This window comes from Paenibacillus sp. P4_A9 (assembly GCF_056402415.1).
Window position 1 is genome coordinate 22,958 of sequence record NZ_JBFUHL010000020.1, and the last position, 14,726, is coordinate 37,683.

13 protein-coding genes are annotated in these 14,726 nt (G+C 48.5%); 7 read left to right on the forward strand and 6 right to left on the reverse strand.

Annotation, left to right across the window (positions count from 1 at the left end; all coding sequences use genetic code 11):
- The first annotated feature begins 432 nt into the window (after positions 1–432).
- Genes proB through mtnB form a run of 7 tightly spaced genes read left to right on the forward strand, consistent with a single transcriptional unit; the run spans position 433 to position 8,052 of the window.
- Positions 433–1,533, forward strand: coding sequence for a glutamate 5-kinase (proB, locus tag AC1DVJ_RS14990; protein ID WP_477591978.1), 1,101 nt, complete (start codon positions 433–435; stop codon positions 1,531–1,533).
- Between the two features lie 37 nt (positions 1,534–1,570).
- A complete protein-coding gene (locus tag AC1DVJ_RS14995) occupies positions 1,571–3,277 on the forward strand; it encodes a proline--tRNA ligase (RefSeq protein ID WP_477591980.1) in 1,707 nt (568 codons plus the stop codon).
- Positions 3,278–3,288: 11 nt separating this feature from the next.
- Positions 3,289–4,536 carry a glutamate-5-semialdehyde dehydrogenase gene (locus tag AC1DVJ_RS15000; protein ID WP_477591981.1) on the forward strand — a complete coding sequence of 416 codons (1,248 nt, stop codon included), beginning with the start codon at positions 3,289–3,291 and terminating at the stop codon, positions 4,534–4,536.
- 27 nt (positions 4,537–4,563) lie between these two features.
- Positions 4,564–5,433, forward strand: a complete 870-nt coding sequence (proC, locus tag AC1DVJ_RS15005; RefSeq protein WP_477591983.1) for a pyrroline-5-carboxylate reductase — start codon at positions 4,564–4,566, stop codon at positions 5,431–5,433.
- Positions 5,434–5,492: 59 nt separating this feature from the next.
- The gene (locus AC1DVJ_RS15010) at positions 5,493–6,761 is read left to right on the forward strand and encodes a 2,3-diketo-5-methylthiopentyl-1-phosphate enolase (protein WP_477591985.1); all 1,269 of its coding nucleotides are present in this window, start codon (positions 5,493–5,495) and stop codon (positions 6,759–6,761) included.
- Positions 6,758–7,420, forward strand: a complete 663-nt coding sequence (locus AC1DVJ_RS15015; RefSeq protein WP_477591987.1) for a 2-hydroxy-3-keto-5-methylthiopentenyl-1-phosphate phosphatase — start codon at positions 6,758–6,760, stop codon at positions 7,418–7,420. The genes AC1DVJ_RS15010 and AC1DVJ_RS15015 overlap by 4 nt, the downstream gene beginning before the upstream one ends.
- Positions 7,417–8,052, forward strand: a complete 636-nt coding sequence (gene mtnB, locus AC1DVJ_RS15020; protein ID WP_477591989.1) for a methylthioribulose 1-phosphate dehydratase — start codon at positions 7,417–7,419, stop codon at positions 8,050–8,052. The genes AC1DVJ_RS15015 and mtnB overlap by 4 nt, the downstream gene beginning before the upstream one ends.
- Before the next feature lie 352 nt (positions 8,053–8,404).
- Here mtnB and AC1DVJ_RS15025 read toward each other — a convergent pair whose 3' ends face one another.
- From AC1DVJ_RS15025 to AC1DVJ_RS15050, 6 genes are all read right to left on the reverse strand, one after another.
- Entirely contained in the window at positions 8,405–9,091 is a 687-nt protein-coding gene (locus tag AC1DVJ_RS15025; RefSeq protein WP_477591991.1) for a DnaD domain-containing protein, read from the reverse strand.
- A 38-nt stretch (positions 9,092–9,129) separates the two neighbouring features.
- Positions 9,130–10,425 carry an asparagine--tRNA ligase gene (gene asnS, locus AC1DVJ_RS15030; protein WP_477592099.1) on the reverse strand — a complete coding sequence of 432 codons (1,296 nt, stop codon included), beginning with the start codon at positions 10,423–10,425 and terminating at the stop codon, positions 9,130–9,132.
- Positions 10,426–10,490: 65 nt separating this feature from the next.
- The gene (locus AC1DVJ_RS15035; protein ID WP_477591993.1) at positions 10,491–11,699 is read right to left on the reverse strand and encodes an acetate kinase; all 1,209 of its coding nucleotides are present in this window, start codon (positions 11,697–11,699) and stop codon (positions 10,491–10,493) included.
- Positions 11,696–12,568 carry a 3-hydroxyacyl-CoA dehydrogenase family protein gene (locus tag AC1DVJ_RS15040; protein WP_477591995.1) on the reverse strand — a complete coding sequence of 291 codons (873 nt, stop codon included), beginning with the start codon at positions 12,566–12,568 and terminating at the stop codon, positions 11,696–11,698. The genes AC1DVJ_RS15035 and AC1DVJ_RS15040 overlap by 4 nt, the downstream gene beginning before the upstream one ends.
- Before the next feature lie 118 nt (positions 12,569–12,686).
- Entirely contained in the window at positions 12,687–14,192 is a 1,506-nt protein-coding gene (locus tag AC1DVJ_RS15045) for an AAA family ATPase (protein ID WP_477591997.1), read from the reverse strand.
- Positions 14,185–14,721, reverse strand: a complete 537-nt coding sequence (locus AC1DVJ_RS15050; protein WP_477591999.1) for a hypothetical protein — start codon at positions 14,719–14,721, stop codon at positions 14,185–14,187. Before AC1DVJ_RS15050 ends, AC1DVJ_RS15045 begins: the two co-directional genes overlap by 8 nt.
- Between the last annotated feature and the right edge of the window lie 5 nt (positions 14,722–14,726).

A 14,726-nucleotide genomic window follows, 5' to 3' on the forward strand; every position in this document is an offset into this window, starting at 1 on the left:
TGCTATTCTAGATAGAATTGAGAAAACCTCTATCGATGCCATTCAGAGATGAGCGACCGCGTTTAGAGGCAGGTTTTATCGCCAATAAGAAAGCTGTTTTCGGAAACCGAAAATTTATACTTTCTTATGTGGTAAAATTCCAAACAGCAATGTTATGATGGGAATAGTACGAATCGAGCCGCACGTAACCAGGGAGTAAGCTCCACCGACTGAGAGAGCTTGCCGTGAACCGAATCCGAACCCGCCCCTGAACCGTCAACGATGAGTTGAACAGAGCCCTACTGTTATACAGGGATAGAGTTGAGCTCATGTCGCCATCGGTGTGCGCTAATCTAAGGTGGTACCGCGGAAGCAACAGACTTTCGTCCTTATGTTTGAGGACGGGAGTCTTTTTTGTATCTACATAGTTGGAAACCGAAGGATGGGATGAATATGACTCAGCGAATCGTCGTCAAAATTGGCAGCTCCTCGTTAACATCAGATACTGGTGGCCTAAATCCGGATAAAATACGTTTTTTTGCGTCGGAGCTAGCGCAATTGCAGCGCAGCGGCAGCCAAGTGCTGCTAGTGACTTCCGGCGCAGTAGCCGCAGGCTTCACTTCCCTTGGCTACCGCACGCGGCCCAAGGTGTTGCACGAGAAGCAGGCCGCCGCAGCCGTCGGTCAAGCGCTCTTAATGCAGGCGTACCATGAAGCATTTGCGTCCCACGGCGTAAGCGTGGCGCAAATTCTGCTAACTCGGTACGATTTCTCCAACCGCAAGCGCGTTCAGAACGCGATGATGACGATCGACGAGCTGTTGCAGCGCGGCGTCGTCCCGATCATTAACGAGAATGATACCGTCTCCGTCGATGAATTGAAATTCGGCGACAACGATACGTTGTCGGCATTAGTAGGCAATTTGGTCAAAGCGAACAAATTGATCATCATTACCGATATGGACGGCCTGTACACGGACGATCCACGCAAAAACGCGAACGCGCAGCGCATTGATCGCGTAGACGCCATCAGCGATGAGCTGTTCAGCTTCGCTGGAGGCTCAGGGAGCGCGGTCGGCACCGGCGGCATGCGCTCCAAGGTCGAGGCCGCCCGCATCGCGATGCGCGGGGGCGTGCCGGTCTTCATCGGGCGCGTGCTTGAGCCCGATGATCTAAACCTTGCCGTGAACGGAACCGGCAAGGGCACGTACTTTGACACGGCGCTGAACAATCTGCCGGTCAAGAAGCAGTGGGTCGGCTACCACTCGCTGCCTCAAGGGCAAATCATCGTTGATCAAGGCGCCAAAGCGGCCCTGATCAACGGTGGCAAGAGCCTGCTCCCCGCTGGCATCACGGCAGCGGTTGGCGACTTCCACCCCGGCGACGTCGTCGAGGTGATATGCAGTGAAGGTACGCTGCTAGGCCGCGGCGTCGTCAATTATGCGGCTTGGCAAGTGCAAGCCGCCGCAGGCCTATCCACCGACGAAGTCCAGAAACGTGTCGAAGTGTCACGCATTGAAGTCATCCACCGAGATGAATGGGTGCCTTTGACCTAACGATAGCAATAGATAGAAAGCGAGGATCTCCCTTACCATGCGACAACAACGATTACTTAATCCAACATTACGAGATGTACCGGGAGATGCCGAAGCGGCCAGTCACCGACTGATGCTGCGAGCAGGTCTGATTCGTCAGCTGTCCAGTGGTATTTATTCCTACTTACCCTTGGGTTTCAAGGCCCTCCAACATATTCAAACGATTGTGCGGGAAGAAATGGACCGCGCAGGCGCGCAAGAAATGCTCATGCCCGCTCTTCATCCTGCCGAATTATGGAAAGCATCGGGAAGATGGGATGTCTATGGTCCCGAATTGATGCGACTGGAAGACCGCAATGGTCGCGAGTTTGCACTAGGTGCCACACATGAGGAAGTCATCACTACTCTAGTCAAAGACGAAATTCATTCTTATAAAAAACTACCCGTTACGCTCTATCAAATTCAAACGAAATATCGCGATGAGCGTAGACCACGATTCGGCCTGCTGCGTGGCCGTGAGTTCCTGATGAAGGATGCCTACTCCTTCGATCGCTCAGCAAGCGGTCTCGATGCTAGCTATCAAGCGATGTTTGATGCTTATGTCAACATTTTCACACGCTGCGGTTTGCAATTCCGTGCCGTTGAAGCCGATTCCGGTGCCATTGGCGGTACGGATACGCATGAATTCATGGCTTTGGCAGAAGTCGGCGAGGATACGATCGTACATTGTCCATCCTGTCAGTATGCGGCTAATTTAGAGAAAGCATCTGGAATCATCTCTAACGCAGGTGCATCATCACCGAGCGACAAGCCTAACTCACTTCCGATCAGAGTTCAAACGCCAGGCGTAACAAGTATCAAACAATTAAGCCAATTCCTTCACATTGAACCACAGCAAATCATCAAATCTGTCGCCGTTCAAGCGGATGGTGCCCCTGTCATTGTGCTTGTAAGAGGAGATCTCGAAATCAATGAGATCAAGCTTAAGCAGGTTCTTGGCGGTCAAGAAGTCACGATGCTCTCTGAAGCCGACATCTCTGCACTGGGTTCTATCGCTGGATTTATTGGTCCCATTGGACTATCAACCGTCAAACTAATTGCAGATACGTCGATTAGAGGCCTAACGAATGCTGTGGTCGGCGCCAATGAAGAGGATTACCATCTTCAGCATGTGGACGTTCAGCGAGATCTGCCTGACATCACCTATGTTGATGTTCGCAATGTTGGTCAAGGCGAAAGCTGTACCCACTGCGGTCATGATCTCGCGTTTGCCAAGGGTATTGAAGTCGGGCACGTATTTAAGCTCGGCACCAAATATAGTGAATCCCTCGGCGCAACATTTACCGATGAGAATGGGCTCTCCGAGTCGATGATTATGGGCTGCTATGGAATCGGCGTGTCGCGTGTCTTGGCTGCCGTCATTGAGCAGCATCAGGATGAGCGAGGCATTATTTGGCCAAATACTATCGCCCCGTTTGCGATTCATCTTTTAACCGTACATGTTGCTGATGAAGCTCAGATGAAATTATCTGAAGAACTGTATCAAATATTAACTCGCGCAGGCTACTCTGTCCTCTGGGATGATCGCGAGGAACGTCCTGGCGTGAAATTTAATGATGCCGATTTACTAGGCTTCCCATTACGACTAACCGTTGGTAAGAAAGCGAACGAACGTATTGTCGAATGTAAAGAACGCCTTACCGGCGCTGCTTATGAGCTTAACGTGGAACAATTGTTAGCGCATTGCCAATCCTTTTTCAACTAGGAGGTCTTCCCATGAGTGAAGTAATAAGTAAATCCAAGCTTGCCAAGCATGCTGCCCAAGTAATGGGCAATCTCACAACCGAACAAAAGAATGCAGCCTTGCTTCTTATGGCAGATGCCCTAATTACGGAGCAGCAAGCGATTATTGAAGCTAATAGCAAGGATCTGCAGCGTGGCAAAGAGCTAGGCACCAGCGCTTCTCTCCTTGACCGTCTCGCGTTGAACGAAGCGCGCATTGCGGCGATGGCAGAAGGCCTTCGTCAAATTGCAGAGCTTCCTGATCCGATTGGGGATACGCTCGAGTCGATTGACCGCCCGAACGGGCTGCGGATTCGCAAAATCCGTGTACCGCTAGGCGTCATCGGTATTATTTATGAAGCTAGACCGAACGTAACGGTCGATGCCGCAGGTTTATGTCTCAAGACAGGCAACGCAGTTGTGCTGCGTGGCGGCTCCTCTGCCCTATTTTCGAATGAGAAAATTGTGGAGGTATTACATTCCGCTCTAGAGCGGTCGTCCCTTCCGGCTGACGCCCTGCAATTAATTCTAAGTGCGGATCGCAGCTCCGTCGATGAAATGCTGAAGCTGAATGGCCTCATTGATGTGCTGATTCCACGTGGCGGTCACTCACTTATTCAAAATGTTGTCAATAACGCCTCTGTCCCAGTCATTGAAACAGGCGCAGGGGTATGTCATACTTTTATAGATCAAAGTGCACAGCTCGATATGGCTGTTCGTATCGGAATAAATGCGAAGGCCCAGCGTCCTTCTGTTTGTAACAGTATGGAAACCTTGCTTGTACACGAAGCCATTGCCGAGAAACACCTAGCAGCGATTGCCGAAGCGTTCCAAGGCGTCCATGTTGAACTACGAGGTGACGAGCGTGCAAGAAGCTTAGTTCCAAGTATGCTGGTTGCTGAACAAGCCGATTGGGGAACGGAATACGGAGATTATATTTTATCTATCAAAGTTGTCAAGGATTTAGATGAGGCACTAGCCCACATTCGTGACTATGGTACGATGCATTCCGAATGCATCGTAACGGAAGATGCTGCCAGTGCAGAGAAATTCCTACAGGAAGTGGATGCAGCTGCGGTGTACCATAATGCCTCGACGCGCTTTACCGATGGGTTTGAGTTTGGATTCGGAGCAGAGATCGGCATCTCCACACAGAAGCTTCACGCACGTGGTCCTATGGGGCTGCCTGCGCTAACTTCAACCAAATACCGCGTCTACGGAAGCGGACAAATACGCGAATAAGCCGTATATACTAAGGAGGAATGCCCGATGTCCACGATGTTATCACAAGCAAAAATTGCCTTTGTTGGCGCAGGTTCTATGGCGGAAGCCATCGTCCGAGGATTGATTCAGACGGGAGTCGCAAATCCGCAGCATGTGTATATGATGAATCGCTCCAATCAAGATAGATTAGCTTTTCTCCGCTCGGAATACGGCCTGCAAGCAACTTCGGATTCTGAGAAGAAAGATACTTTCATCCGCGAAGCCGACGTTGTTGTGCTTTGCATGAAGCCTAAAGATGTGGAAACTGCCTTTGCTGAGCTTCGACCTCTTTTGAACGAAAAACAACTGCTCATTTCGGTCATTGCTGGCTTGTCCATCGACAAAGCTGAAAAGCTGTTGGAAACCAATATGCCGATCGTTCGTACGATGCCTAACACCTCTTCCACGATTGGATTAGGCGCAACAGGAATGAGCTTCTCCACTAAGGTTAATGCTACATTCAAGCAGTTTGCTATCCAAATGTTTGAAGCAGTGGGAACGGTCACGATTGTCGATGAAGATAAGTTGGAAGTTCTTACTGGCGTCTCTGGAAGCGGTCCTGCGTACGTGTATTATTTCATGGAAGCGATGATTAAAGCGGGGATCGAAGGCGGTCTATCGGAAGAAGATGCGAAGCAATTAACACTTCAAACGTTTCTCGGAGCCGCACACATGGTGCAGCATACGAAGGAAGATCCTGCGGAGCTACGCCGCAAAGTTACGTCGCCTAATGGAGCTACGCAAGCTTCGATTGAAGCCTTGGATCGTTATCAATTCAGCGAAGCTGTCGCTCAAGCTGTGTTCCATTCCGCAAGACGCGCGAAGGAAATGGGCGAGCAAATTGCTACAACCAGTACGGTAGGCAAATCGGTCTAATCCACTTTTTCAATTTACAAGTTAGTATGAATTCTACTTAAAGCAGGTGAAAGTTCGTTATGAGTTCCTATTGTTTAGCTACCTATCGGAGTTTCGATGAGAAAGCCGATTTTCATAAAAAAGCAACAGGCATTGCCGTTGGTCTTACCGTTGGCAGTTGGACGGAATTGCCTGAGGCGCAGAAGGCTTCTATGGAGAAGCACTTAGGCAAAGTCGTTTCCGTTGAAGTCCACGAGCCTGCTCCAGGTGAGCCTGCGTCGGGCCGCTATGCGGATATGACTATCTCTTATCCAGATGTGAATTATAGCAGGGATATTCCTGCACTGTTAGTGACGGTATTCGGCAAGCTGTCTATGGATGGCAAAATCAAACTGATCGACCTCGCCTTCTCATCCGATTTCCTCGCCGGGTTCCCTGGCCCGAAATTTGGGATGCAAGGTGTTCGTGATCTTCTTGGCGTACATGACCGACCGTTGCTTATGAGCATCTTCAAGTCCGTTGTCGGATACGAGTTGCCGGCGCTTCGCGAGCAATTTTACTTACAAGCCGCTGGTGGCGTCGATCTCATTAAGGACGACGAGATTTTATTCGAAAATCCGTTAACACCGATGGAGAAACGAATTGCTATTTGTCTTGAAGCAGCCGAGCAAGCGACGAAGGAAACGGGTCAAAAGCTGCTCTATGCAGTAAATTTGACAGGATCAACCTCTAAACTCGCTGCCCAAGCCAAGAAAGCAATTGCGGCTGGTGCAAATGCCTTACTTTTCAATGTATTGGCTTACGGCTTTGATGTTCTGCATGAACTAAGCGCGGATCCAGACATTAACATTCCGATCATGGCTCATCCTGCTTTAGCTGGCGCCACTTACCCGTCACCGCATTACGGCATCTCGCCTTCTGTCCTTCTAGGCAAGCTAATGCGTCTTGCTGGTGCTGATTTGGTGCTTTTCCCTTCCCCATACGGCTCCGTTGTGATGCCGAAGGAAGAGAATTTAGCCATTAAGCACGCGCTGCTAACGCAGGATTTGCGTAAAGATTACACTTATCAGGCTCCGTCTGATGCTGCATTGAAATTGGCACCAAGCTTCCCAGTTCCGTCCGCGGGTATTCATCCTGGTCTAGTTCCACTCATTTTGCGTGATTTCGGGCAGGATGTTATCGTGAACGCTGGTGGCGGTATCCACGGTCACCCGATGGGAACTATCGCTGGCGGACAAGCCTTCCGTCAAGCTATCGACGCAACTCTACAAGGGAAAACCCTGCGCGACTACGCCCTAACACATCCAGAGCTACAATCTGCTATTGACACATGGGGGATTCGAGAATGAGCAAGGAACGTATTATCTTTTGTGACTTTGACGGTACAATCACCGTTAACGATAACATCGTAGCCATTATGAAGCACTTCAATCCAGAAGGCTGGGAAGGCATCGTCGAGCAAATCGTGACACAGCAGATCTCCATTCGTGAAGGCGTTGGGGCGATGTTCGCCCTGCTGCCTACCTCACGCAAAGCTGAGATTGTCGACTATGCCATTCATAATGCAACGATTCGCGATGGCTTTGAAGCGTTTGTCTCCTACTGCAAGGAGCAAGGAATCAAGCTTTTGATCACAAGCGGAGGCATCGACTTCTTTATTTACCCGCTGCTTAGCGCGTTCGCGATACCTGAGAATCATATTTATTGCAATGCCAGCTCTTTCGATGGGGAAACCATCGAGATCCTATGGCCGAATCCGTGTGATGCCCATTGCGTAACCGATTGCGGCATGTGTAAAACAAGCATCATTCGGTCCTATGATCCCCTACGGTATGAGCGAATTATTATCGGAGACAGCATCACTGATTTTGAAGGTGCTAAGCTTGTGGATACGATTTTTGCCAGATCACATCTTATTGAGCGTTGTGATCAACTCGGCTATGCCTACCACCCCTTCGAAACATTCTTCGATATTATTAAGCAATTGGAGGCTGAACCGGTCAAATGAGTATTTTACTAGAAGAAAAACAGCGTGCATTCGCTGACTTACGTGACATTAAGGCTAATCTAGCGGCGCGTGGATGGTTTCCTGCGACAAGCGGTAATTTATCTGTGCGAGTTGGCGGCTTTGAGCCGAGTTCTTTCACCTTCGCTATCACGTCTAGCGGTAGAGATAAATCCGTCCAAACACCCGAGGATTTCCTTCTCGTTAATGAGAAAGGCTTGCCAACAGAAGCTACGAGCCTGAAGCCTTCAGCTGAAACATTAATCCATAGTGAGATTTACCGCTTAACAGGCGCAGGCGCTATTTTCCATGTGCATACCATCTTCAACAACTTAGTTTCCGAGCTGTATGGGGAGCGTGGGAGCATTCCAGTTGATGGCGTTGAGTTGATCAAAGCTTTTAACATCTGGGACGAGGAAGCTCAAATTGAAATTCCAATTCTTCCGAACTATGCGGAAATTCCGCGCATTGCTGAGCTAGTCGAAGGTGCAATTGTACCTCGTATTCCGGGTATCGTACTTCGTAAGCACGGGATCTACGCTTGGGGCGCCAATGCGTTTGAGGCGAAGCGTCATCTTGAGGCATTCGAATTTTTATTCGAATATGTGTACCGCTCGCATTTGCTGCATAAATAATCAACTCCACGATTAACCGCGGACTTACTACCCTGCAGTTACGGAACGTGGTTCCGCTATTTCCCTAGAATCAGCTTTTTCCTTAAAGTTGTGGAACGTCAGTCCGCTATTTCGTTAAATTTCAGCGCATTTCTTGCGTTATTGGCGAAATAGAGGAACCTGGTTCCGCAACTTTTTTGTATTGACTATTTTAACTCAAATAGCGTCCTCTCGTTCCGTATCTACGTAGTGGGGAGGCAAACGGGGCCGCGAGGGTTAGGGGTCGGGGTAAGCGCTGTACCACACCGAGAAAGAAAAAAAACGCCCATTACTCCCTCCCTACGGAGTGAACAACTAGGCGTTTTTTACTAAGCTATCTCGTCTGGCGGAACCGCTGCGAATATTCTTTGGCTTGATCCACCGTTGAAACACGATTACGACTCCAATCGAGCAAGATGCGATCAATATAACGGAAATGGACTTTTCCGGCAAATACCGCTTCTTTCAAAGCCGTCATGATGAGCTCTTCTTTGTACATGTCTTTATCTAACCAATTGCTGATTGTTTCCAGTTCCATTGGCGTCAAAGGTCTTGCGAATTCATTTTCAATCGTGGAATAGATATTCTTCACACGGTCATCGGACGGAGCCTGCGCTTGCGCAGCCACCTCAGCCAACTCTTTAAGCTGCTGCTCCGCAACGCGTTTGGCTAATTTCTTATAGAGCGGCGTTAGGTTGTACTGCTCACTTCGAAAGCCTGTTGTTTCGTGCGTATCCTCGTCGATCGTGATAAACTGCTCGCGAATCAGCTTCTGAACACTGGCAATCACCGCATCGGGTGAAGCTGACATTCGCTCCTGAATTTCGTCTAACGTCGGGAAGGTGTTTCTATCCTTTTCAATAAAAGAAATGAAATGGATAAGCGTCATAACGTCAACTTCGCTCAAAAGCAGCGCACGGTAATGCTTGAGAAGAAGACTCGGTACCGCGACACTCCCCTCCAAAAAGCTGTTCACCAGGATCGCTTCAATCTTCATCTGTGTATTCGTTTGAGCACTCATGCGTCGATCCCCTTTCTCCCCATGGACAATGCCACTACTTAAGGGTACAGACGGTATAACAAACGTGGGAACGGAATCGTTTCACGCACATGATCCAAGCCGCAAATCCAAGCAACTGTACGCTCTAAACCTAAACCAAAACCGGAATGCGGCACAGTGCCGTATTTACGAAGATCCAAGTACCATTGGTAAGCCTCTTGGGATAACTCATGCTCCTTGAAACGCTGCTCCATCAATTCAGGATCATCGATCCGTTGACTGCCCCCGATAATTTCGCCATAGCCTTCTGGCGCGATCATATCGGCACAGAGCACGACTTCCGGACGACTAGGATCAGGCTTCATGTAGAACGCTTTAATCTCTGTCGGCCAGTGTGTGATAAAGACTGGTGTCTCATACTGAGCGGCAATCGCTGTCTCATGCGGAGCTCCGAAATCCTCACCCCATGCGAATTCATGCCCATTTTTTTGCAAATAGTCAACAGCTTCATCGTACGTAATACGTGGGAAACTGCCTTTTATTTTCTCCAGCTTCGACGTATCCCGCTCCAATGTCTCCAGCTCTGCCTGGCAATTGGCCAAAACGGTTTGCACGATATGCGAAACGAATTGTTCCTGTACTTCAAGGTTTTCCACGTGATCCACGAACGCCATTTCTGGCTCGATCATCCAAAACTCGATCAGATGTCTACGCGTCTTCGATTTCTCCGCACGGAAAGTAGGACCGAAAGAATATACGCGGCCTAGCGCCATAGCTGCTGCTTCCATGTATAGCTGTCCACTTTGCGTCAGGAACGCATCTTCATCGAAATATTTCGTGTGGAACAAGTTGGTCGTTCCTTCACAAGAAGATGGCGTCAAGATCGGCGGATCCACCAAATGAAAGCCGCGGTCATTAAAGAATGCTTGTATGGCTTTAATAATTTCTGCGCGAATCACAAGTACCGCACGCTGACGCGGGCTCCGAATCCACAGATGACGATTGTCCATAAGGAAATCTACGCCGTGCTCCTTCGGTGTAATCGGATACTCTTCAGTGACTTGAATGATTTCTACACCAGTCACATCTAGTTCAAAACCGCCTTTACTGCGCGTATCTTCCTTTACTTTTCCCGTTATGTACAATGAGCTCTCTTGAGTTAGCTTAGAAGCTGCTTCCCACACCTCTTCACTCACTTCACTTTTAACCACTACACCTTGTATATATCCCGACCCGTCACGAAGCTGCAAAAACTGAATTTTACCGCTTGAGCGTTTCTTGTTTAGCCAACAGCCGATGGTGACTGACTCGCCGACATGATCTTTAACTTCACCTATTGTACTTTTCATATGGATATCCTTCCTCTCTGGAACTGAAGATCTTCTCTATTGTACACTATTTCACTATTTCCACGAAAGAATCAGTCTGGCTGCGATTGAACGAGACGATACGTATCCTGAGCGATAACCCATTCCTCATTCGTTGGAATCACAAGCACTTCAACCCTTGAGCCAGGCTTCGTAATTCGCTTCTCCATGCCTCTCCCCTGAGTGTTCGCTTCCCCATCCAAATCAACTCCAAGAAAGCTTAGGCCCTCGCATACCGCTTGACGCAATGGCGCAGAATTCTCGCCTACACCTGCCGTAAAGACAATCGCATCGACGCCATTCATCGCTGCAGCATAAGCCCCGATGTATTTGCGCAGGCGATACGCATACATCTCAAAAGCCAGGCCAGCGTTCTTATCGCCCGCTTCCATCGCTTCTACGATCTCCCGCATATCGCTGGAGATCCCCGAGATCGCCTGCAGGCCGCTATGCTTATTCAGCATGGAGCTCACCTCGCCGATCGTCAAATCCTCCTTGCCCATCACATAGGGCACGATGGCCGGATCGAGATCGCCACTGCGCGTGCCCATCATCAAACCTTCGAGCGGGGTCAACCCCATGCTCGTGTCAACCGACTGGCCGCCCAATACAGCGGCGCAGGAAGCACCATTACCGATGTGGCAGGTAATGAGCTTCAGCTGCTCCAGCGGGCGTCCTAGAAAGGCTGCGGCACGCTCGCTGACATACTTGTGCGACGTACCGTGGAAACCGTAACGGCGCACCTTGTGCTTCCGGTAGAGCGCCATCGGCACCGGATACAGGTAGGCCTTCGCCGGCATCGACTGATGGAAGGCGGTGTCGAAGACGACAGCCTGCGGCACGCCAGGCATGTTCGCCTCTACCGCGGAAATGCCAAGCATATGCGCCGGGTTATGCAGCGGCGCCAAATCGAAGAGACGCCGGATCTCCTTCTTCACCTCGTCGGTGACGAGGACGGAGTTCTTGAACGATTCGCCGCCGTGGACGACACGGTGACCGACAGCATCAATCTGCGAGATGGCTGTCAACACGCCATGCTCGGGATGGACAAGCACATCCAACACGCGTCGGATGGCGATTGTATGCTCCAGAATTTCATCAACCTTATGAAATTCTGGTTTGTCTGCTGGTTCATGTATGAGGATAGCCGTATCCATCCCAATGCGTTCCACTCTGCCTTTGGCAAGCACAGCCGCATTTTCCATATCATACAACTGGTATTTCACCGAAGAACTGCCGGCATTAATCACAAGAATATTCATAGTCGGTCACCATCCTTGTCGTATCGGAAGAAGCCTTCTCCTGTCTTCGCGCCAAGATGCCCCGCACGAACCATTTGCTTCAGCAAATACGAGGGCCGATATTTGATATCGCCGTATTCACGGAACATCCCTTCGAGTGCTGCCAATACAGCATCAAGCCCGAAGCGGTCGCACATCTCCAGCGGCCCACGCTTGAAGTCATAGCCAATGCGCATGGCTTGATCGATATCTTCCGCGGAAGCGACACCTTCCGATAAGGTGTGTAGCGCCTCATTAATCAAAGTGCAAATCAGTCTTGTCGTTATATAACCAGGCGATTCATTTACTTTAATGCTCTTCTTTTGCAACAATTCATCTATAAACTGACGCGTATGGTTATAAGTTTCATCAGATGTTTTCATCGCCCGAACGATTTCAACAAGATTTACCTTCGCTACCGGATGCAGAAAATGCAAGCCGATCACACGCTCTGGATGTGTCGTTATTGCAGCAATCTCCGTTACACTTAACGTAGAGGTATTGGTTGCTAGAATAATATGAGGCGAGCAGATTTGATTGAGCTGGAAAAAGATATGCTTTTTCGCATTCAAGTCTTCCGAAATCGTTTCAATGACCAGATCGCAGGACGCCATGTCCTGAATCGAGTCTGCTCGCTTAATTTTCGAGAGGATGGATTTCTTCTCTGCTTCCGTCAAAGCCCATCGTTCAATCTGTTTATCAAGGCTGACCGTTATTTGCTCGATCGCTCGGTCTAGCTTTTCAGTTGTTTTTTCGGCAAGCATGACATCAAGTCCTCGGGCTGCAAGCATTTCTGAAATGCCTTGGCCCATCGTTCCTCCGCCAATTACACCAATTGTTCTGAACATCATAGCCTGTTTCTCCTTCTTACTTGCATCTTCCTCATCTCATTCACACTACTAAGTATATGTAAAATTACTGCTTGTGGTAAAGACAAGAACCGCTGGCCTAATTGGCCAACGGTCATTATTATGCACTTTGTGACACCGAGGCGTCAAATAAGGTTCTAAATGTATCTCCTGAAAGCACTTCTTCCTTCATCAAAATGGCAAATGAATGTTCAAACACACCACGTTGATCCTCTAACATTTTTTTCGTACGAAGCATCAATGCATCCAAAATGACCGCATTTTCTTTCATAAGCTGTTCCTTCGTCACCATTTCACGATCAATAATACCTAAGCTGGTAAGACCAGCGTCCATCATATTACGAACCATCGAAAGGGATTGCTCAAAATCGTTACGAGAACCAGTACTTCGACCGCCGTAGATCATTTCTTCCGCTGCTGCACCACCAAGGGCAATCATAATCTGATCTTCGATATAAGCCTTCGTATATAAATAATGATCCTGAGGCGGATTATGACGCACATACCCTAACGCTTTCCCTCGCGGACTAACGGTAACCTGTGAAACGGATCCTGGACGAACTAGCTCTGCAATAATAGCATGGCCCAATTCATGATAAGCCACACGTTCTTTCTCATCATTGGCCGTTTCCTTATCTGTTCGTTCACCCATCATGACCTTATCAATCGCCGAAGCCAAATGAGGCTGCTCAATCGCTGGCTTATCTTCACGCATGGCATAAATAGCTGCCTCGTTAAGCACACCTTCAAGCTGAGCACCAGAGAATCCAAAGGTTTGATCGGCTGTTTGATCTAGAGTTACACCTTCTGCAAGCGGCTTATTTTTGGCATGAATTGCTAGGATGGCTAGACGGCCTTTCTTGTCTGGCAGATCAACCTCAATGTGACGGTCAAATCGACCAGGACGCAATAATGCACTATCCAGCATTTCTTTACGATTCGTCGCAGCAATAATGAGAATGCGCGGAGCATCATTCGTATGAATGCCATCCATTTCGGTTAACAGCTGATTCAAGGTTTGGTCATACTCACGCTGTTGTCCGCCTTCCCTTTTACCACCGATCACATCGATCTCATCAATAAAAATAATGGCGTTATCCTTGCCCTCTTTGACAGCACGAGCTCTAGCTTCTTTAAACAAATCACGTACTCGGCTTGCACCGACACCCACATACATCTCGACAAACTCACTACCTGAAGCAGCCATATAGACAGAGTTCGTATAGTGAGCGGATGCTTTCGCCATCAAGGTTTTCCCTGTCCCTGGAGGACCTGTTAGTAACAAACCTTTCAAAGGACGAATACCTAGCTTCTTAATTTCCTCATGCTTAATCAAGAAATCCAGAGCTTCCATCAATTCTTTCTTCGCACGATCTTGCCCGCCAATTTCATCAAATGTCAAAAAAGAAGGCGTCCGATTCTTGCTCTTTCGATCTCCGCCGCCTGCAGCAGCTCCAATACCGCCGCGGGTTTTCATCATATAGAAAAACGTAACACCAAGCGCACTTACGAATATGATTGGCAGCACGTTTATTCCTTGAAAAGCTAGAAACACAAGTAACACAGGAATAAATCCGATACCAATTTCCTTATATATTTTACTCATTCGGCCACACTCCGATCTGGGAGATTCTTGGCAGCATGATAAATTTCGTCGCATCACCATCTGTTAGTCGAATGTACACATTATGCTCGTCCATTTCACTATCTACTTTCATTGTAGGTACACCATCTGCAAATTTCTGTAACATTGTTGGAATATCCGCATAATGCTTCGTTTCCATAGCCTGAGCCACCTCAAATAATGCTTTGGACCACCACTGGTCAAGCTTCTCTGACGATTGATTCTTTACAGATATATTTACAGAACGATTCCCGATAATTGAGGCGCCTTCTTCCTTTATTTGTTCCACGACATTTCGTAAATTAGCGTCAGACTTTAAACTCAATTCAATGTTCACTTGATTGGAAGAAAGCTTCATTGTTGAGCTACTAACACCCGGTGCATTACTAATTATATGTGATAATGGATTTTCCATAGCAAAGCTTGTATAGGCGAACCAGCCTCCAAAAAGTACTCCGGCCGAAATAATCACGCTCAAAATAACAGGTAAAAGGCGCAGCTTCATCTTCATGGATT